Origin of the sequence: Clostridium felsineum DSM 794 (assembly GCF_002006355.2) — a bacterium.
GTDB lineage: Bacteria > Bacillota > Clostridia > Clostridiales > Clostridiaceae > Clostridium_S > Clostridium_S felsineum.
In genome coordinates, this window is sequence record NZ_CP096980.1 from 1,605,829 (window position 1) to 1,625,473 (window position 19,645).

Annotated in this window: 18 protein-coding genes and 1 pseudogene; 16 read left to right on the forward strand and 3 right to left on the reverse strand. The window is 28.8% G+C overall.

What is annotated here, in order from left to right:
- Window position 1: 1 nt before the first annotated feature.
- The 12 genes from CLFE_RS07575 to CLFE_RS07630 all read left to right on the forward strand — a co-directional run bounded on the left by CLFE_RS07575 (window position 2) and on the right by CLFE_RS07630 (window position 10,167).
- Complete coding sequence (locus tag CLFE_RS07575; protein WP_077894755.1) at window positions 2–640, forward strand: metal-dependent hydrolase; 639 nt, start codon at window positions 2–4, stop codon at window positions 638–640.
- Between the two features lie 40 nt (window positions 641–680).
- A complete protein-coding gene (locus tag CLFE_RS07580) occupies window positions 681–1,739 on the forward strand; it encodes an SH3 domain-containing protein (RefSeq protein WP_077894756.1) in 1,059 nt (352 codons plus the stop codon).
- A gap of 194 nt (window positions 1,740–1,933) precedes the next feature.
- Window positions 1,934–2,170 carry a hypothetical protein gene (locus tag CLFE_RS07585; protein ID WP_077894757.1) on the forward strand — a complete coding sequence of 79 codons (237 nt, stop codon included), beginning with the start codon at window positions 1,934–1,936 and terminating at the stop codon, window positions 2,168–2,170.
- A complete protein-coding gene (locus tag CLFE_RS07590) occupies window positions 2,163–2,579 on the forward strand; it encodes a single-stranded DNA-binding protein (protein WP_077894758.1) in 417 nt (138 codons plus the stop codon). The genes CLFE_RS07585 and CLFE_RS07590 overlap by 8 nt, the downstream gene beginning before the upstream one ends.
- Before the next feature lie 98 nt (window positions 2,580–2,677).
- Entirely contained in the window at window positions 2,678–3,073 is a 396-nt protein-coding gene (locus CLFE_RS07595; RefSeq protein WP_077894759.1) for a hypothetical protein, read from the forward strand.
- 95 nt (window positions 3,074–3,168) lie between these two features.
- Window positions 3,169–4,308 carry a DNA polymerase III subunit beta gene (dnaN, locus tag CLFE_RS07600; RefSeq protein ID WP_169850998.1) on the forward strand — a complete coding sequence of 380 codons (1,140 nt, stop codon included), beginning with the start codon at window positions 3,169–3,171 and terminating at the stop codon, window positions 4,306–4,308.
- A 59-nt stretch (window positions 4,309–4,367) separates the two neighbouring features.
- Entirely contained in the window at window positions 4,368–5,264 is an 897-nt protein-coding gene (locus CLFE_RS07605; protein WP_077894761.1) for a hypothetical protein, read from the forward strand.
- Between the two features lie 58 nt (window positions 5,265–5,322).
- Entirely contained in the window at window positions 5,323–5,493 is a 171-nt protein-coding gene (locus CLFE_RS07610) for a hypothetical protein (protein WP_169850999.1), read from the forward strand.
- A gap of 200 nt (window positions 5,494–5,693) precedes the next feature.
- Window positions 5,694–7,007 (forward strand): Ig-like domain-containing protein, encoded by a 1,314-nt coding sequence (locus CLFE_RS07615; protein WP_169851000.1) that lies wholly within the window; start codon window positions 5,694–5,696, stop codon window positions 7,005–7,007.
- Window positions 7,008–7,207: 200 nt separating this feature from the next.
- The gene (locus tag CLFE_RS07620; protein ID WP_077894763.1) at window positions 7,208–7,360 is read left to right on the forward strand and encodes an aspartyl-phosphate phosphatase Spo0E family protein; all 153 of its coding nucleotides are present in this window, start codon (window positions 7,208–7,210) and stop codon (window positions 7,358–7,360) included.
- 254 nt (window positions 7,361–7,614) lie between these two features.
- A complete protein-coding gene (locus CLFE_RS07625; protein ID WP_169851001.1) occupies window positions 7,615–8,715 on the forward strand; it encodes a DUF3854 domain-containing protein in 1,101 nt (366 codons plus the stop codon).
- A 246-nt stretch (window positions 8,716–8,961) separates the two neighbouring features.
- Window positions 8,962–10,167: an IS256 family transposase gene (locus CLFE_RS07630; RefSeq protein ID WP_169851002.1), complete on the forward strand. Its 1,206-nt coding sequence runs from the start codon at window positions 8,962–8,964 to the stop codon at window positions 10,165–10,167.
- Between the two features lie 160 nt (window positions 10,168–10,327).
- Here CLFE_RS07630 and CLFE_RS07635 read toward each other — a convergent pair.
- Window positions 10,328–12,013: pseudogene (locus tag CLFE_RS07635) on the reverse strand (molybdopterin-dependent oxidoreductase); the annotation flags it as partial.
- 221 nt (window positions 12,014–12,234) lie between these two features.
- A complete protein-coding gene (locus tag CLFE_RS07640) occupies window positions 12,235–14,496 on the reverse strand; it encodes an ATP-dependent Clp protease ATP-binding subunit (protein ID WP_077895564.1) in 2,262 nt (753 codons plus the stop codon).
- 164 nt (window positions 14,497–14,660) lie between these two features.
- On the opposite strand from CLFE_RS07640, the gene CLFE_RS07645 reads away from it, so the two are divergent.
- The 4 genes from CLFE_RS07645 to CLFE_RS07660 all read left to right on the forward strand — a co-directional run bounded on the left by CLFE_RS07645 (window position 14,661) and on the right by CLFE_RS07660 (window position 18,547).
- Window positions 14,661–15,605 (forward strand): NAD(P)/FAD-dependent oxidoreductase, encoded by a 945-nt coding sequence (locus CLFE_RS07645; protein ID WP_077895565.1) that lies wholly within the window; start codon window positions 14,661–14,663, stop codon window positions 15,603–15,605.
- 36 nt (window positions 15,606–15,641) lie between these two features.
- Entirely contained in the window at window positions 15,642–16,805 is a 1,164-nt protein-coding gene (locus CLFE_RS07650) for an alanyl-tRNA editing protein (RefSeq protein WP_077895566.1), read from the forward strand.
- Window positions 16,806–16,820: 15 nt separating this feature from the next.
- Window positions 16,821–17,219, forward strand: coding sequence for a secondary thiamine-phosphate synthase enzyme YjbQ (locus tag CLFE_RS07655; protein ID WP_077895567.1), 399 nt, complete (start codon window positions 16,821–16,823; stop codon window positions 17,217–17,219).
- A gap of 122 nt (window positions 17,220–17,341) precedes the next feature.
- Window positions 17,342–18,547: an IS256 family transposase gene (locus tag CLFE_RS07660; RefSeq protein ID WP_169851037.1), complete on the forward strand. Its 1,206-nt coding sequence runs from the start codon at window positions 17,342–17,344 to the stop codon at window positions 18,545–18,547.
- 56 nt (window positions 18,548–18,603) lie between these two features.
- Here the strand turns inward: CLFE_RS07660 and CLFE_RS07665 are convergent, their stop codons facing one another.
- Entirely contained in the window at window positions 18,604–19,359 is a 756-nt protein-coding gene (locus tag CLFE_RS07665) for a tRNA threonylcarbamoyladenosine dehydratase (RefSeq protein WP_077832424.1), read from the reverse strand.
- Window positions 19,360–19,645 lie beyond the last annotated feature (286 nt).

Genomic DNA, 19,645 nt, shown 5'->3' on the forward strand with positions numbered 1-19,645 from the left:
CATGACAGGGAAAACGCATATAAGTATAGGACTAGTTGCTTCGGCAACTGTTCTTTCAATAAGTAATCCAACGGTAGAGAATGTTACAGATGGATTAGCAATTGGAACACTAGGAGCATTGATGCCAGATATAGATACAGGAAGGAGTACCATAAGTTATAAGGTTAGAAAAATACTGCTGTATATTATGATAGGAGTATTAACTACGTATATATTAATATCAAATTTTAGTAATCAAATTGAAATGATTAATTCTGTTTTTCAGAGAATAGGATTAAACAAGCTTACAAGTTACGTACCTCATAATTTGAAATTTTCAAATACAGGATTGGTGATTATATTAGCATGTATGATATTTTCCCAGTTTACCAAGCACAGGAGCTTTGCACACAGTATATTGGGACTTGTACTATTTACCATTGGGTTTAAGCTATTACTTGGAAATTTGGCTTTATATTTTGCAGTAGGTTTTATATCACATATGATAGCTGATACTTTAACCAACAGCGGAATAGAAATATTTTATCCAATAAGAAAAAAGGTAGCACTTAAGCTTATTCATACAGGTTCAGTAATGGATCATGTAATAGGTGGACTAGCTTTTATTTATTTTATATCGGCAATGAGTAAAATATTATAAATTTGTTTTAATATGGTATAATTTTATATAGGTGATTTAAATGGAAAATAAAAAAAATTATGCAAAATCAACAGAACTACTTTCAAATTTAGCTAAAGTGAATGAGAAAAACTCAAATAGTGCTATTTCGAACATGATTCTAAACTCTTCAAAAGTAGCTGAAAAAAACTTAAATAGTGTTATTTCGAACATGATTCTAAACTCTTCAAAAGTAGCTGAAAAAAACTTAAATAGTGTTATTTCGAACATGATTCTAAACTCTTCAAAAGTAGCTGAAAAAAACTTAAATAGTGCTATTTCGAACATGATTCTAAACTCTTCAAAAGTAGCTGAAAAAAACTCAAATAGTGCTATTTCGAACATGATTCTAAACTTTTCAAAAGTAGCTGAAAAAAACTCAAATAGTGATATTTCGAACATGATTCTAAATTCTTCAAAAGTAGCTGAAAAAAACTTAAATAGTGTTATTTCGAATACAATTTTAAATATTGTTAAGGCAACTGAAATAAATGAAAGTATACTAGATATTAAAGTAAATAATGATGGAACTATAGATTGTTTAGATGAAAAGAATATTGATGTCGAGAAAAATATTAATGAAATTCAAAATATATTTTCTCAAAAAGCTAATCAAACTTTATATAATAAAGTTGAAGGTTTTAAAAAAAGTCATTTTATCATATTTATATTACTATATATTTTTATTATTAATCCAATTAGTTCCTCAATAGATGATTACATCAAGCAAGGGCTAAAAGTAAAAGTAGTAAATATATGTAATTTAAGCAAATGTAAAAATCCAAAAACTATTTCTAAAAAAATAAAGAAACCTATCTATTCTGAAATAAAAAAGCAAGTCAATAATAAATATATTAGAAGTACTGTAATTAGTAATTATAGATTTGTAAATACAAATTCATTAAATGTAAGAGTATCAGATTCAATGAAATCATATTCAATATATAAATTAAAATTATGTCAAGTTGTGAAGATAATACATAAAAACAAAAATTGGACACGAATTGAATATGAAAATGAGGATGGAAGTATAGTTATACGTGGATGGGTTAATACACGTTATATTAGTAGATTTAAATAAAAATTTAAAATTTGGTGATAAAAATAAAAAATTAATGTATAAGAATAGTAGAGACATTTTTAGTCTTTGCTATTCTTTTTTATTTGGCAACAAATTTTTAGGTCAAATTGACTAACGAACTACATGTGGGCAGTTTCTGTCTATGTGTAGTTTTTTTATATTTAAAAATAAAATTTTGGAAGGTGGAAGTTAAAATGAGTAACATGAGTTATTGTAGATTTAGAAACACAGAAATTGATGTTTATGATTGTATTGAATCGTTGGGAGAAGGTAAAAGTTTAAGCAAGGAAGAGGCAGTAAGTGCAGAAAGAATGTTTAATAATATTTTAGAATTTCTTCAGGACAATAATGTAATTCAAAGCTATGATAAAGAACAATTACAAAAAGTTATAGAAGATTGCAAAGAGAAGGAGGAAAACGAAAATGAATAAGGTTGTATTAATAGGAAGATTAACTAAAGATCCTGAGTTGAAATTTACTCCAGGAAGTGGGACAGCGGTAGCACAATTTAATATAGCTGTAGATAGAAGATTTAAAAAAGAAGGTAAGCCAGAGGCAGATTTTATTCCTATCGTTGTATGGGGAAAACAAGCGGAATCGGTATCAAACTATATGTCAAAAGGTAGGCTTATAGGTATTAGCGGAAGAATACAAACTAGATCATATGATTCCAAAGATGGAACTAGAAGATATGTTACAGAAATCATAGCTGAGGAAACTCAATTTTTAGATTATGGTTCTAATGTAAATACAAGTAGTAGCGGAAATCAAAGTGGCTCAATGGATATATCACATAATAATGATATAACACCAATAGATGATGGGGACATTCCATTTTGACCAGTAAGATAAACATATAATCAAAAAAATAAATCGTTTGAGATATTAAAAGTATCTTGAGCGATTTTTTATTTTAAAAATGAAGGAGAGAATTCACAATGAAAAGTTTTATTGAAAATATAAAAAGGCATTTAGTATATATATTTAGAGGAAACAAGATGGAAGAAGAAATGCAAAACATTCAAAGATGCAACCAAGAATTTATAGATTTATATAAAAGAGCAGAAGAGAAAAATAAAGAACTAGAAAACAAAATTGATGAGATTAAGAAAAAAAGTGAGGAAGAGAAAAAAGAGCATGAATTGGCATTAGAAAAAGCTATTAATGAAAATATTGACTTAAGATATTTCATAAATGAAGTACTTCCAGAGATTCTTAAGAATAATAATTTTATGGATAAGAATACTGCTTATAGTACATTCTTAAAAGTAGTAAAAAGGGGTTCGTTTGAAGAAAAGAAAAAGAAACAATCCCAAATAGTTTTAGTTAAATAGAAAAATCAAAAACTGTATGTAGGTAAAAAGAAGCTTATATGCAGTTTTTACTTTACAAAATAAAAAGTTCTAAAATTGTGAATGGAGGAAAGTATATGAGATTTTCATGTGATAAAAATAATTTACTAAGTAGTTTAGAAGTTGCAACGAGAGCTGTTAATGGTAGGAATACCATGAAAGTTCTCACTGGAATATTGATAGAAGTAAAAGATGGAGAGGTAACTATAACAGGAAGTGAATTAGATTTAACTATTGATTCATCATTTAAAGTTTTAGATTTTGAAAATGGACAGACTGTTGTTGATGCTAAATTACTTTTAGAATATGTTAAGAAATTAAAAAATGGAAGTATATCAGTTTTTACAGAGGGAGAGAGGTTGGTTGTAAAGTCTGGAAGGTCTAGTTCTGGCTTTATAACAATGGATTCTAAGGATTACCCTAAAAAAGTAATCAATTCAAATGAAACTCAAATAAATGTACTTGCTTCTGAATTAGCGACAAGCATAAAAGAGATATTATATGCAGTTGCTAATTCAGAGATAAGACCAATCCTTACAGGGGTTTTATTTGAGATAAAAGATGGAGAATTAAAATTAGTTGCTATGGATGGGTATAGACTATCAATGTCAACTGTGGCTGCTGATTCAGAAAAAGATATATTAATTGTAATACCAGGAAAAGCACTTAAGGAAGTATTAAAGCTACTTCCTAAAAATACTGATACCAACAATGATAAGGATATAGATGTAAGACTTAGTATATCAGATAATTTTGCGAACTTCATTATAGGTAATATAGCTATTGATATAAGACTGCTAGAAGGAGATTTTGTAAAATACAGTAATTTGATAAAGAAAGAATTTAAAACAACTATAGTAGTTAATAAAGAAGAATTAAATAGTGTTCTTGATAGGGCTTCAATAATGGATGAAAAAAATAATTTGATTAAGATGGATATTACGGAAAATAAAATTATAGTTACGTCAAACAGTAATGTAGGAAGTGTTAATGATGAGGTTGAGATAAAAAGTTTTCAAGGAAGTAAATTAATTATAGCTTTTAATTCAAAATATTGGCTTGAACTGCTTTCAGCTTTAAGTACTGAAGATGGAAATATAGAAATAAATTTAAATAGAAATATAGATTGTGTAATTATTAAAAAGGTGAATGATGATAGCTTCACTGGACTTATTTTGCCAGTAAGATTAATTGGAGAATTGAAGGAAAGTGCTTAAAAACAATATTGAAAAAATTTACATTAATACTATAATTAATTGTAATGGAGGATTTTAATATGAGTTTGTTATCACCTTGTAATCAAAATAGTGTATTGCATATATTTCTTTTAAGTTTATATGCAATTCCGATTATTTTTATAATATATGCGTTAGTATCATATAAACTGTCATTTTCAGATGAAACAGTAAGTTTATTTAAAAAGATTTACTATATAATTTGGATATTAGCTTATATAATATTGGTAAATCATGTAGAGTTAAATAAAATATCTATTAAAGATAGTTTTGGAGTACCATATAACATGTGGACTCTAATTATTATTTTTATAATATTTCTAATGGTAGCTTACTTATTAGATATTTTTATTTTATTCGGAAATGGATTTAAGGAATTAAGCATCTTTGGAGCCAAGTTTGTAAAGGAAGATAGAGAAGCAATAACAATTCAGCAGAAAAACACTCAATTGTTTCTTAAAAAAACACAAGCTGCAAATACTATACTTATAGGACTAAGAAAGTATATTAAAGAAAATGATTTTAGCGGACAGATTATAAAAGGAAAATTTCATATAATACAAGAGCTTGTTAAAATAATAAAGAAATATTATGAGATACAATATCTAGGTGCAAATGTTAATGTAATTACCGTTAATAATGCAAAAGAGGATATTGAAAAATTATCATCTAATTATAATATTGATTTTGTAAAAAGAGCAGAATTAAAAAGACACTACAAGCATTCTAATTCATACATTATAGAACAAAATAATAGAAATGTTTTATTTATACCATATACAAGTGATATATATGTTAATGAAGATAGAGATAACAAATCTATGCTAGTAGTTATAGAGGCTGAGAAGGATCTTATGTTAGAGGAACAGTATACAATTATGAGTATTATTACTCTTTATGAAGCTGAAATACTTGAAATAATTAACAATAATAATTAAACTTATATTGAAAAAAATGTATTTAAGGAGTACAATTTATAACAGGGAGTGGTACTTTATGAAGAATGAAAATGATGTATTAACTTTAGATATGCTTAAAATTGCAGCGGAAAAGGTTAGAGAAACTGGTGGAGTAGTTCAGAAAACAAAATTGCCCAAAAGGCGAACTGATAGTTTTGCAAGAGCTAATAAAAGGGTTGAAAAACTAGTTGCATTATTTAAAAGATAATTAATATAAAGCTCCTTTAACTAAAGAACAGAATTTATGCTATCACTTAATCGTGGTAGCTTTTTTGTTTTTTGAAAATACATCCTACATTATTTTAAATGAAAGTTTGTTTTATTATTTACTTGAGTAAATTTATACATTGTTTTACAATAATATTGGTTATAAGTAAAAATAATACATATATTAAAGGGGGAGTAAAAGTGAAAAACAGATTTAAAGTATCGTTGTTAGTATTTCTAATTGTTATTTTGGGATGTTTTACAAGTGTTTTTGCAGATACAACTAAAGATGGTGCTGAAATTGGAACTGCCAATTTGAATAATACTACAGAAAATAGTGCGAAAGTCGGGTACAGATTATCGAATCCGGAAAAAGGATGGAAGAGATATGATGACAGAGATTCAAGAATTAATTATTTGGGTTCTTGGATATCAAATTATCATACCGCTGACTATTTAGCTTCATTAGGATTTTATAATAGTACAGGTATGTGTGCGGGGTCAATGCAAGATAGTTTGAAATTTATAGTATCTTCAAATAAAATTAGAATATTGACATATTGTTATACTGATCAATCTGGTTATTGGATTAAGATAGATGGTAAAACTATTGGAAATTTTGCATGTAATTATGTATCAAGTAATATGGCAGGTGGTAATGGAGATGTTATAAGTTACGAAAATTCCAATTTGGGTAGTGGATATCATACTGTAGAATTAGGAATACAATCTAAGTCTTATTTTAATGCAACGAATGATAGTCTATGGATAGATTCTATAGATATTGACGATTCTGGCTATTTATTTGGCATTTCATTAAATAAAAAAAATTACTCAATGTTAGTAGGACAAACTGATAATATAACAGCAACAGTAACACCAGATAATGTAACAAATAAAGCTGTAACATGGACATCAAGTGATACATCAGTAGCAACAGTAGATTCAAATGGAAAAGTAACTGCTCTTAAAAAAGGAACAGCAACTATAACAGCAACTACACAGGATGGAAGTAATTTAAGTTCTTCATGCACAGTCAATGTTACAGAACCAACAACTATAAGTTTAGATAAAACGAATGATTCAATAAATGTAGGACAAACTGATAATATAACAGCAACAGTTAATCCTTCTAACGTAGGTGTAACATGGATTTCAAGTGATAATTCTATTATAACAGTAGATTCTTCTGGTAAAATAACAGGATTAAAAGAAGGACAGGCAATAATAACAGCAACTACAACTGATGGTAAAACAGCAACCTGTACGGTAAATGTAATAGCTCAACAAGTTACAAAAGTTAAATTAACGCTATATATGAATGATTCAACAACAAGAAAATTTGATTTAACACAAGATGAATTTAATGATTTCATGAATTGGTATACAAATATGAGCGAAGAAGTGAAAGGAACAATACCATATTATATATTCAGTATATCAGCACAAGGAAGTACTCCAGCTCAAAAACATTGTGTACCATTTGCTAAAATAGAAAGCTTTGAGTTTGAATAATAAAGATTTTAATTCCACTGTGATAAAAACAAAAAATTAATGTATAAGAATAGTAGAGACAATTTTAAGTCCTTGCTATTCTTTTTTTAGCAACAATTATCTTAGGTCTTTTTAGGCTAACAAACTGTGTATAGGCAAATTCTGCTTATAGGCAGTTTTTTTATATCTAAAATTTTAAAATTTGAAAGGTGGAATATTTTATGAAAAACAAAATTGAAAAATTAAGAGGAGAGCTTTATATGCTAATTAAAAATCATAATTTAACAGATTCAGAGGTATTAACAAAATCACAAGTATTGCAGAACGAAATAAATAGTTTTATGAAAAAAGATTTAAAGGTAAAAGCTTCATGAGAGGATACATAAGTAAACAATTTATTTGGATACAATATAGAAATTACATCGTTATTTATATAAACAACACAATGCTTGTAGGTATAATTTTGAATGAATTTGTTGTTTACTTTAAGAAAATAAGAAAAGAGTTTGTTAACTTAGTAGATGCATTAAGTGTTATGGAGCTGGAACTAAGGAATAGAGAAAAGTGTTAGATTACATATCTAGCACTTTTATTTTACATATAAAAAAGTTGAAAGGAGTTGTTTATATTGAATGAAAAAATTGATTATGACACTGATCCTAGACTTAGTATTTTAAATGTAGCAGATAAATGTGGAATATTATATAGGCAAGAAGGTAAAAGATTTACAAGTGTATGTCCATTTTGTGGTTCTGAATTAGGACATTTCTATTTAACACCTGAAGATAAAAAATACAAGAATGTTTATCATTGTGTTAAATGTGGAGAACATGGTTCAGGTATTATGCTTTATTCAAAGCTTCATAACTGTACTAATAAAGATTCTTTTAAAGAGTTAATGGGTTTTGATGTAAGTTCATCTACAATTAATTTTATAAAGGAAGCTAAAAAGGTTGCTAGTGTAAAGTTAAATCATATGGCACCTATTGAGGTTAGGAACAAAGTATATAGGAATTTAATTAGAAGAATATCGTTGTCTGAGAAACATTATTTAAACCTTAGAAATAGGGGACTTTCAGAGTATGATATTAAAAATAATGGTTATAAGACATTACCTTTTGATAAAGACTTGAAAAAGAGAATATGTAGAGAACTTATAGGAGTTGGATTTAATCTTGCTGGAATATCAGGATTTTATACAGATAAAAATGAGTGGACTTTCTGGACACCAAAAGAAGGTGGATTTCTAGTACCAGTGATTGATTACTTAGGAAGGGTTCAGGGATGCCAAATAAGAAAAGATGCAGAGAAGAAAAAGTATCCTTGGTTCTCATCAAGCTATATGGAGAATGGTACGCAGTGTAATGGATTTATACATGTTCATTGGAATAAGAATCATTCATCTGAAAAGATAGTTATTACTGAAGGAGCTTTAAAGGCTACAACAGCAAGTATTTTATCAGATACAACATTTGTAGCAGTTCCAGGAGTAAATGCAATTAATAATTTATTTCAAACTCTAAAAATATTGAAACCACAAAAGATTTTTATTGCTTATGATATGGATTATAAGGATAAGAAAGAGGTACAGAAAGCATTAAACACACTTAAATGGAATTTAAAAGTTAATAGATATAATTATACCCAAAGTGTTTGGAATGAAGAATTTAAAGGTATAGATGATTACATGCTTCATGTTGTTAAAAATAAGGAGCTAGTAGTAAATTAAAAAATAATGAAAAAAGCATATATAAATTAAGTATAACTTCATAATTTAAAATATAATTTAGAAGGCATGTCAATACTTCATATAGAGGTAATGACATGCCTTTTAAATTGAATAAGTACTATAGCAATTTTAGAGCATGTGAAGAAAAGTCTGTAAATAAAAATAATAAGGCTTTCTATGGTAAAATAAAATCATAGGAGGCCTTTTATTATGGCAAGAAAAAAAGATATTTATAAGGTAAAACCAATGAATGAAGGAAAAAGAAATATTATATCAGCTCTTATAGACGAGTATGATATTCAGTCAGCTGAGGATATTCAGGAAGCTTTAAAAGATCTATTAGGTGGAACTATTCAATCTATGCTTGAAGGTGAAATGGACGAGCATTTAGGCTATGAACCATATGAACGAGCCGAAACTACAAACTCAAGAAATGGGAAAAAACAAAAAAGAATTCGAAGCAAATATGGTGAGATGAATATAGATGTACCACAGGATAGAGAAAGTTCTTTTGAACCTAAAATAGTACAAAAACACCAGAAAGATATTTCTGGTATAGAAGAAAAAATTATTTCTATGTATGCTAAAGGATTAAGTACCAGACAAATTTCAGAACAAATTGAAGATATATATGGGTTTGAAGTTAGTGAAGGAATGGTTTCAAATATAACCAATAAACTTCTTCCTGAAATAGAAGCATGGCAACATAGACCTTTATCTACAGTATATCCAATTGTTTTCATTGATGCAGTTCATTTTTCCGTAAGGGAAAATAACGTTATACGTAAGCTTGCAGCTTACATTATTCTTGGTATAAATAATGAAGGCAGAAAAGAAGTACTTTCTATAAATATTGGAGAAAATGAAAGCAGTAAATATTGGCTTAGTGCTCTCAATGAATTAAAAAATAGAGGTGTTCAAGATATCCTTATCCTTTGTGCAGATGGTCTTACAGGGATAAAGGAATCTATATCAGTAGCTTTTCCAAATACTGAATATCAACGTTGTATAGTTCATCAAGTAAGAAATACATTAAAGTATGTTTCTGATAAAGATAAAAAAGAATTTGCAAAAGATTTAAAAACTATATATCATGCACCTTCTGAGGAAATTGCATATAAGCAATTAGAAGAAATCACTGGAAAATGGGAAAAACATTATCCTAACTCAATGAAAAGCTGGAAATCAAATTGGGATGCTATTAGCCCTATTTTTAAGTTCTCTGCTGATGTAAGAAAAGTTATTTATACTACAAATGCAATCGAAAGTCTCAACAGCACATATCGTAGATTAAATAGACAAAGAACTGTATTTCCAAGCGATACATCACTTTTAAAAGCTTTATACCTTGCTACTTTTGAAGCTACAAAAAAATGGCGTTTGCCACTAAGAAATTGGGGTAAAGTGTACGGTGAATTATCCATTATGTATGAAGGACGACTTACTGAATAAAAAGCTTAATATGCCAAAAACGCCTGTTTTTAAAGGCGTTCTTGACATACATATTTTTAGAATGTATATTTAAAACAAGATAGAAAGTCACTTTTGACAATCTTGTCTTTTAAAACTTACCATAGAAAGTTATTTTACAGAAAGAATTTTACACTCTCGACTCGAAAACAAACTTAGCTTTTTTCGAAGCAGTATAATATTTATTATCTTCATATAATCGTCTTTGATCTTCTTTCAAAATTTCTCCTTCTCTAAATGGCCATTGTATTCCTTTTGAGTTTATTAATCCGTCATATGTAACACCACTCATATCACAAGGCATATTTCTAGAGCACTCTCTCATTAGGTTAAATGCATCTCTAGGAGTTTTCCACCTATCAAGAAGATTTCCCATACATAAAGATTCGCCAACCTTGTAAATAACTTCGTAATCGCTTTTCTCATCTTCAGATTTTTCAAGTACAGGTCTCATTGCAGAAATACGTCTTTCTGTATTTATAAAAGTTCCTTCTTTTTTTAGACCAGAAACTACAGGAAGATATAAATGGCAGTTTTTTGAACTATCAGTATCACCATATATATCTTGTACAATAAAAAATTCTAATTTATCCATAGCTTCTTTAAACTTTGTATTATTTGCCCACGAATGACGTGGATTTGTTCCTAAGACCCATAATGCTTTTATTTCTCCTGAGTTAATTTTATCAACAATACGGTTATAAGTTATTGTGGGTTTAATAGGTAATACAGCTTCATTAACTCCAAGAATCTCTGATACTCTTTTGCGCCTTGCCATATTATTATAATCGCCTCCGCCATAAAGCATAGTTGTATTACTATAAACACGTGATCCCATTGCATTACATTGACCTGTGATGGAGTTAGCGCCTGTACCAGGTTTGCCAATATTACCAGTCATTAATGCTAAATTAATAATAGCCTGTGCTGTTCTAACTGCTTCATAGCCTTGGTTAACTCCCATTGTCCACCAAAAGGAAACTCTTTTACCATTGTGTATTAATTTTACAAGTTCTAAAATAGCAGCTTCATTAATACCTGTTGTTTTTGAAGCTTTTTCTATACTGTATTGTTTAACAAATTCTTTGAAAGCTTCAAAACCTTCGGTATAATTATTTATATATGAATTATCTATATAGTTGTCTTCTATAAGTTTATTGGCTATAGAATAAAAAAATATTATATCTGTTTTCGGTTTTATTCCATACCAGTAATCAGCATTTTGTGCTGTTTCTGATTTTCTTGGATCTATAACTATTAACTTTTTATTTTTATTATTTCTTATTCTATTCCATAGTACTGGCTGTGTTATAACTGGATTAGCACCTATTAATATTATTGTATCAGATAACTCTGCATCTTTTAAGGTATAGGGTGGTGCATCGAAACCAAAGCTTTCCTTGTGAGCAACTACCGAGGTTGCCATGCATTGTCGTGTATTTCCGTCAACATTAGCCTTTAAATAATTTCTCATTACATGACCAAATAAAGCAAGCTCTTCTAAAGTTAATTGACCTGTACTAATACCTGCAATGCTTTCATTTCCATATTTATTTTGCAATTCTAAAAATTTATCTGCAATTATGTTATATGCATGTTCCCAAGGAATTCTTCTAAATGAACCATCCTTTTGCTTGATTCTAGGTAGTGGTAGCTCTTTTATTAATGTTTGTTGTTTATCTAAAGATACTCCTTTAATACATCCAAAAGCTCCGTTAACTGGATAGTCTTTTTTTGGTGTAATTTTAACTATTTTATTATGTTCAACATAAAAATCTAAATTACATGCCAAAGAGCAATAATTACAAGTAGATTGAATTTTTTTCATAAAAATATCATTCCTCTCTTAAGATAAAATATCTTACATATAGAGTAATTAAAATAAAAAATAAACACCGTGATATGTATCACGGTGTTTAGAAACAATTAGAAGGTTTTTGCAAATAAGGTATATTAGTAATAGTGATATTATAAGAATTAAAGAAAAACCATCAACTAAGTAAAGTTACCTGTTTTTCATTGACAACTTCTACTAAGCTGATGGCTTTTTTATTCAAAAGCAATATTGTTATCTTTAATATAAATAGTTACATTACTTCCATCCTTATATATTCCTTTTATATAGAATTCAGCTAATTCATCTTCTATATATTTTTGTATAGTACGTCTGAGTGGACGTGCACCATATTTTTTATCATAACCTTTATCAAAAATAAAGTTTTTAACTTCTTCGTTTATATTAATAGATATATTTTTATCTCTACCCTCACTTATTATTTCCTTAAGCATTAAGTCGATTATTTTCATAAGCTCATCTTTGTTTAGTTCTGTAAATATAATTGTTTCGTCTATTCTATTTAAAAATTCAGGTCTAAAGGTTTCACGAAGTACATCTTTAATTTTACTAGAAAGGGAGAAATAATCATCACGAGAAAAACCTATTCCGCTGGATTTTAAATTTGTTCCGGCATTTGAAGTCATTATTATTATTGTATTTTCAAAGTTTACAGTTCTTCCTTGACTATCAGTAAGTCTTCCGTCCTCAAGTATTTGAAGCAAAATATTAAATACATCAGGATGTGCTTTTTCAATTTCATCAAGAAGAATAACTGAATAAGGATTTCTTCGTACTTTTTCAGTAAGTTGACCTCCGTTATCATAGCCTACGTAACCGGGAGGCGCTCCTATTAATTTAGATACAGTATGTTTTTCCATGTATTCAGACATATCTACCCTTATTAAAGCCTTTTCATTTTGAAACAATTCCAAAGCTAAAGTTTTTACAAGCTCTGTTTTTCCAACGCCAGTTGGACCTACAAATATAAAAGAGGATGGTTTCTTTAATTTTTTAAAGCCGGATCTATTTCTTCTGATAGTTCTAGCAACACTCGATACAGCTTCGTTTTGTCCGATAACTCTTTTATGAAGTCTTGATTCTAAATTTAGAAGTTTTTCAGCCTCTATTTCTGTTATTTTTTGTACAGGAATTTTAGTCCAAGATTCTACAACTGAGGCTACATCATCTAAAGTTAACATAACATTAGAATATTCATTTTTAAAGTTATCGATTTTTGTTTGTATTTTACATTCTTCAACTTTATATTCGGCTGCCTTTTCGAAATCATTTAATTCGGCACATTTAGTTATTTCTTTTTGAATATTTGAGAGTTCGTTTTTTAATGCTTCAAGTTCTACAAGTCCCTTATTTTTTAAATTTGCTCTAGAACCAGCTTCATCAATTACATCTATAGCCTTATCAGGGAAAAATCTATCAGATATATATCTTCCGGATAGTCGAACAGCATTTTCAATTACATCATCTGGAATTTTTATTTTATGATAATTTTCATAATAAGATTTTACACCTTTTACTATTTCAATAGTTTGCTCAATAGTAGGTTCTTCTACCATAATAGGTTGAAAACGTCTTTCCAAAGCAGAATCTTTTTCTATATATTTTCTGTACTCTTCTATAGTAGTGGCACCTATAAGTTGAAGTTCACCCTTAGCTAAAGCAGGTTTTAATATGTTTGCAGCGCTTAATGAACCACTTTCAGCATTGCCAGCACCCATTATATTGTGAATTTCATCTATAATTAAAATTATGTTTTTAAATTGATTTATTTCGTCGATAATGCCTTTCATACGAGCTTCAAACTGACCTCTAAATTGAGTACCTGCTACAAGCGAATTTAGTTCAAGCATGTATACCTCTGTGTCTAAAAACCTTGCAGGAACATTTTTCTCTGCTATTCTTACAGCAAACCCCTCAGCTATTGCTGTTTTACCAACACCAGCTTCACCTATAAGAATAGGGTTGTTTTTGGTTCTTCTGTTTAAAATCTGAATTAACCTGTCGATTTCTCTTTCTCTTCCAATAACAGTATCAATTTCACCGTTTTTGGCCTTAATAGTTAAATTTATTCCATAAGAATCTAAATATTTTTTCTTTTTTGCTTTTTTACGAGTACTAGTAGTAGTTTTTGAATCTTTAGTGTATTCAGGTTCCTTAGTTTCACCTTGTTCAGAATTGTTAAAAGCATTATTGAAGAAATTTAACAGTCCGCCATTTCCGTTTTCATCCGAAATTTTATCTAAATCAATATTTTTAAGCATATCATTCATTTGAGTGCTTAAATTTTGAAAATCATCTTCTTTCATATCTTTTGTATCAACTATTTGTGTTAAAGGTGAAATGCCGAGTTTTTTTGCACAAGGTAAGCATAGACCAACTAATTCTTGTTTACCATCTATTACTTTATTTGTGAAAATAACAGCAACATTTTTCTTACATACAGAACAAGTAACCATTAGTATTATCATCTCCAATGTTTCAAGTTTATAATAATCAAGTTTATGTTTAATTATATTATATCAAAGAAAAAAGAAATTCATATATTAAATTAATTAAAAAAGTTTATAATATGGTTTATAATATAATATAGTATAAGTTATTCCAATTGGAGGAGAGGATAATGGAGTATGATTTGGTTATTATAGGTGGTGGATTGTCTGGAATAAGGACTGCAATCTCTGCTAGAAAAGAAGGAGTAAAAAATATATTATTAATAGAAGCAGAAGATACTTTAGGGGGAATCCTAAATCAATGCATACATAATGGCTTTGGAGAAAGAATTTTTAATGAAGAACTTACAGGAACAGAATATATCCAAAGATTTATAGATGAGTTTTTGAGGCTTAATATAAATTATAAATTAAATAGTACCGTTATAAAGCTTAGTAGAAATAAAACAGTTACTTTTGTGAATTCAGAAGACGGAGTAGTTGAAATAAAGGCTTGTAGCATAGTTTTTGCTTGTGGAGCTATTGAAAAACCTAAAAAATCAATAAGGCTTTTAACAAGAGATTTAAGTGGAATTTATTATGCGGCTGCAGCTGAAAGGCTAATAAATATACATGGATATATGCCAGGAAAGAGTATAGTTGTACTTGGAGCAAATGAAATTGGTAATTTACTTGCAAATAGAATATATATTGAAGGCGGTAAGGTTAAAGCAGTAATAGATAATGGAGTTAGTTTAAATAAAAAAAATGAAATTATAGAGTTGTTAGCAAAGATAAATGTACCACTTTTATACGATTATGATATTATGAAAATTAAAGGACGAGGAAGAATAGAAGGAATTTATATAAGTAATAGAAATTTTGAAGAAAAATTTATTTCTTGTGATACACTTATTTTTGCTCAAAAATTATCTTGTAACGATAAGCTTTTAAAAGATTCCAATATAAAAAGCTTAAATAAGGAAGAGAAAGAATCAAAAACAAATACTTCTGGAATATTTATAGTAGGAGATGCACTGTATATACATGAATTTAACTCTAATGATATTGTTTTTGAAAGTGAAAGGCTAGGTAAAGTAATAACAGAATATATTAAAGAATGTACAGATAAGTAAAGCTTAATTAAAATTTATATAGGAGATGAATTTATTATGACACATAAGTTATTTTATGATGATCCATACATATGTGAATCAGAAGGAAAGATAGTAAGTGTAATAGAAAAGGATGGAAAATTCGAGATTGTTTTAGATGAAACAAGCTTTTATCCAGAAGGTGGTGGTCAACCTTGTGATTTAGGAACAATAAATGATATACCTGTGGAATATGTATATGAGAAGGATGACGTAATATATCATGTAATGAGCATAAAGCCTAATGGAGATACAGCAAAATGTAAGGTGGATTTTTTAAGAAGGCAGGATAATATTCAACAGCATACAGGAGAGCATTTACTTTCAGCTGCATTTTTCAAGCTATACAATGGAGTGAATTGCGGCTTCCATATGGGAGATGATTATTTAACTATAGATATAGATATGGAAGAAGTAACACAAGATATGATAAAGAAAATAGAAGATGAAGCAAATAAATATGTATACGCAAATGTAGAAACTAAAACTTATTTTATGAGTAAGCCTGAAGCTGAAAAACTTCCACTTAGAAAGGCAATAAAAGCTGAGGGTAAAATAAGAATAGTTCAGCTTGGTGATGTTGATTATAGTGCTTGTTGTGGCACGCATGTTGTTAGAACTGGAGAAGTTGGAATTATAAAGATACTTAAAACTGAAAAGCATAAAGGAATGACAAGAGTTTATTTTAAATGTGGTAAAAGAGCATTTGAAGAGTATACAAAAGAGCATAATATTATAACTGAGCTTCAAAAGATTTTATCAATAGACGAAGAAAATATTTTAAATAAAGTTAAGTCTAATAAAGAGGAAATCTCTACCTTGAAAAAAATAGTATCTGACTATAAGAAGAATGAAGCCAAGATAGAGGCTGATAAACTTAAAAATGAGAAAAATGACGGAGTTATATTTAAACATTATGAGGATGGGGATTTCAGTTTTATAGAGGAAATATATGACGGCATTAAGGACGAAAATGCTATTATAATACTAACATCAGGTTTAGATAACAGAATTTTATTTGCACAAAATGGGAGCAGCACAGTTGAGTGTGGAAAAATATTTAAGCAAAATATAAAGAACTATAATGGAAGAGGTGGCGGAAACGCTAAAAGAGCTCAAGCAGCTTTTTCTAATAAGGAGGATCTTTTTAAGTTTGCTGAATTCTTAAAGAAAATAGAATGAATTTGAGGTGGTCAAATGAAAGGTGTAATTGAATATCAATTAAAAACTATAAAGGATAATCAGTTTGTTGATATAACAAGTCTAGTTGAAAAAGCAGTAGATGACAGTGGAGTTTCAGAGGGAATAGCTTTAGTATTTTGCCCACACACTACAGCAGGTATTACAATAAATGAAAATGCAGATTCAGATGTTGTAAGAGATATTTTGGTGAATTTGGATAAGGCTTTTCCTAAAGAGGGAGATTACAAACATGTAGAAGGAAATTCACATGCACATATAAAGGCATCTTTAATGGGTGCAAGTCAGCAAATTATTATACAAAATAGTAAACTGAAATTGGGAACTTGGCAGGGAATATATTTTACTGAATTTGATGGTCCTAGAACAAGGAAGGTATTTGTAAAAATAATATAACTAAAAATGAGCGTGTGAAGAAAAGTCTGTAAATAAAAATAATAAGGCTTTCTATGGTAAAATAAAATCATAGGAGGCCTTTTATTATGGCAAGAAAAAAAGATATTTATAAGGTAAAACCAATGAATGAAGGAAAAAGAAATATTATATCAGCTCTTATAGAAGAGTATGATATTCAGTCAGCTGAGGATATTCAGGAAGCTTTAAAAGATCTATTAGGTGGAACTATTCAATCTATGCTTGAAGGTGAAATGGACGAGCATTTAGGCTATGAACCATATGAACGAGCCGAAACTACAAACTCAAGAAATGGGAAAAAACAAAAAAGAATTCGAAGCAAATATGGTGAGATGAATATAGATGTACCACAGGATAGAGAAAGTTCTTTTGAACCTAAAATAGTACAAAAACACCAGAAAGATATTTCTGGTATAGAAGAAAAAATTATTTCTATGTATGCTAAAGGATTAAGTACCAGACAAATTTCAGAACAAATTGAAGATATATATGGGTTTGAAGTTAGTGAAGGAATGGTTTCAAATATAACCAATAAACTTCTTCCTGAAATAGAAGCATGGCAACATAGACCTTTATCTACAGTATATCCAATTGTTTTCATTGATGCAGTTCATTTTTCCGTAAGGGAAAATAACGTTATACGTAAGCTTGCAGCTTACATTATTCTTGGTATAAATAATGAAGGCAGAAAAGAAGTACTTTCTATAAATATTGGAGAAAATGAAAGCAGTAAATATTGGCTTAGTGCTCTCAATGAATTAAAAAATAGAGGTGTTCAAGATATCCTTATCCTTTGTGCAGATGGTCTTACAGGGATAAAGGAATCTATATCAGTAGCTTTTCCAAATACTGAATATCAACGTTGTATAGTTCATCAAGTAAGAAATACATTAAAGTATGTTTCTGATAAAGATAAAAAAGAATTTGCAAAAGATTTAAAAACTATATATCATGCACCTTCTGAGGAAATTGCATATAAGCAATTAGAAGAAATCACTGGAAAATGGGAAAAACATTATCCTAACTCAATGAAAAGCTGGAAATCAAATTGGGATGCTATTAGCCCTATTTTTAAGTTCTCTGCTGATGTAAGAAAAGTTATTTATACTACAAATGCAATCGAAAGTCTCAACAGCACATATCGTAGATTAAATAGACAAAGAACTGTATTTCCAAGCGATACATCACTTTTAAAAGCTTTATACCTTGCTACTTTTGAAGCTACAAAAAAATGGCGTTTGCCACTAAGAAATTGGGGTAAAGTGTACGGTGAATTATCCATTATGTATGAAGGACGACTTACTGAATAAAAAGCTTAATATGCCAAAAACGCCTGTTTTTAAAGGCGTTCTTGACATACATATTTTTAGTTATTCATTATATCTTTTATAACTTCTCCGCCTATAATCATTCCAGCTACAGGAGGAACAAAGGATATACTTGCAGGTATTTGCCTTTTTTGTGTGCATTTTCTTGAACCATTTGAACATACACAACCTTCTTTGCAGGTTATAACTTCATCCAATTTTGGTTTAAGAGGAGTTTCTTTCGAATAAAGAACTTTAAGAGATTTTACACCCCTTTTTCTAAGTTCATGTCTCATAACCTTAGCGAGAGGACAAATGGAAGTTTTATATATATCTGTAACTTCGAATTTTGTTGGATCTAATTTATTACCAGTTCCCATACAGCTAATTATGTTTATATTACTTTTTTGACACCAAACTATAAGTGCTATTTTTGCAGATACAGTGTCGATTGCATCAATAACATAATCCGTATCAGGTGTTATTAAATCGCTAATATTATCTTCTGTAACAAAGATTCTATGAGTTTCAACATTGCAATTAGGATTAATATCAAGTATTCTTTCCTTCATGACATCAACCTTAGGTTTTGCTATAGTTTTAAAAGTAGCTTGAATTTGTCTGTTTATATTTGTAAGACATACGGTATCGTCATCTATAAGGACAATATGTCCCACTCCAGATCGTGCAAGTGCTTCTACAGAGTAACTTCCTACACCACCTATACCGAAGACTATGACTTTGCTATTTTTTAATTTTTCTAATCGTTCTTTTCCAACCAGTAATTCAGTTCTTGAGAGAAAATGTTGACGCATTTAGTCATCTGCAGTTTTGACTATATAAAAACTACAGAATTTTCACCACCTTCTAAATAAATTATAAGTTACAGTGTTTATCATAAAATTTTTATAAAAACATTAATAACATATTAATTCTATCATTTTTTTACTTTATAGCAACAGTATATTTAAATAATTATAACAAGTTCAAAATGTTATTTTTAAAATAAGAGATATTTATAACTTTATTTTAAAAATAATCAAATACATGGAATATAACTATTTGAAAACCTTTTATGTATAAATAATTACTAAATGGTAA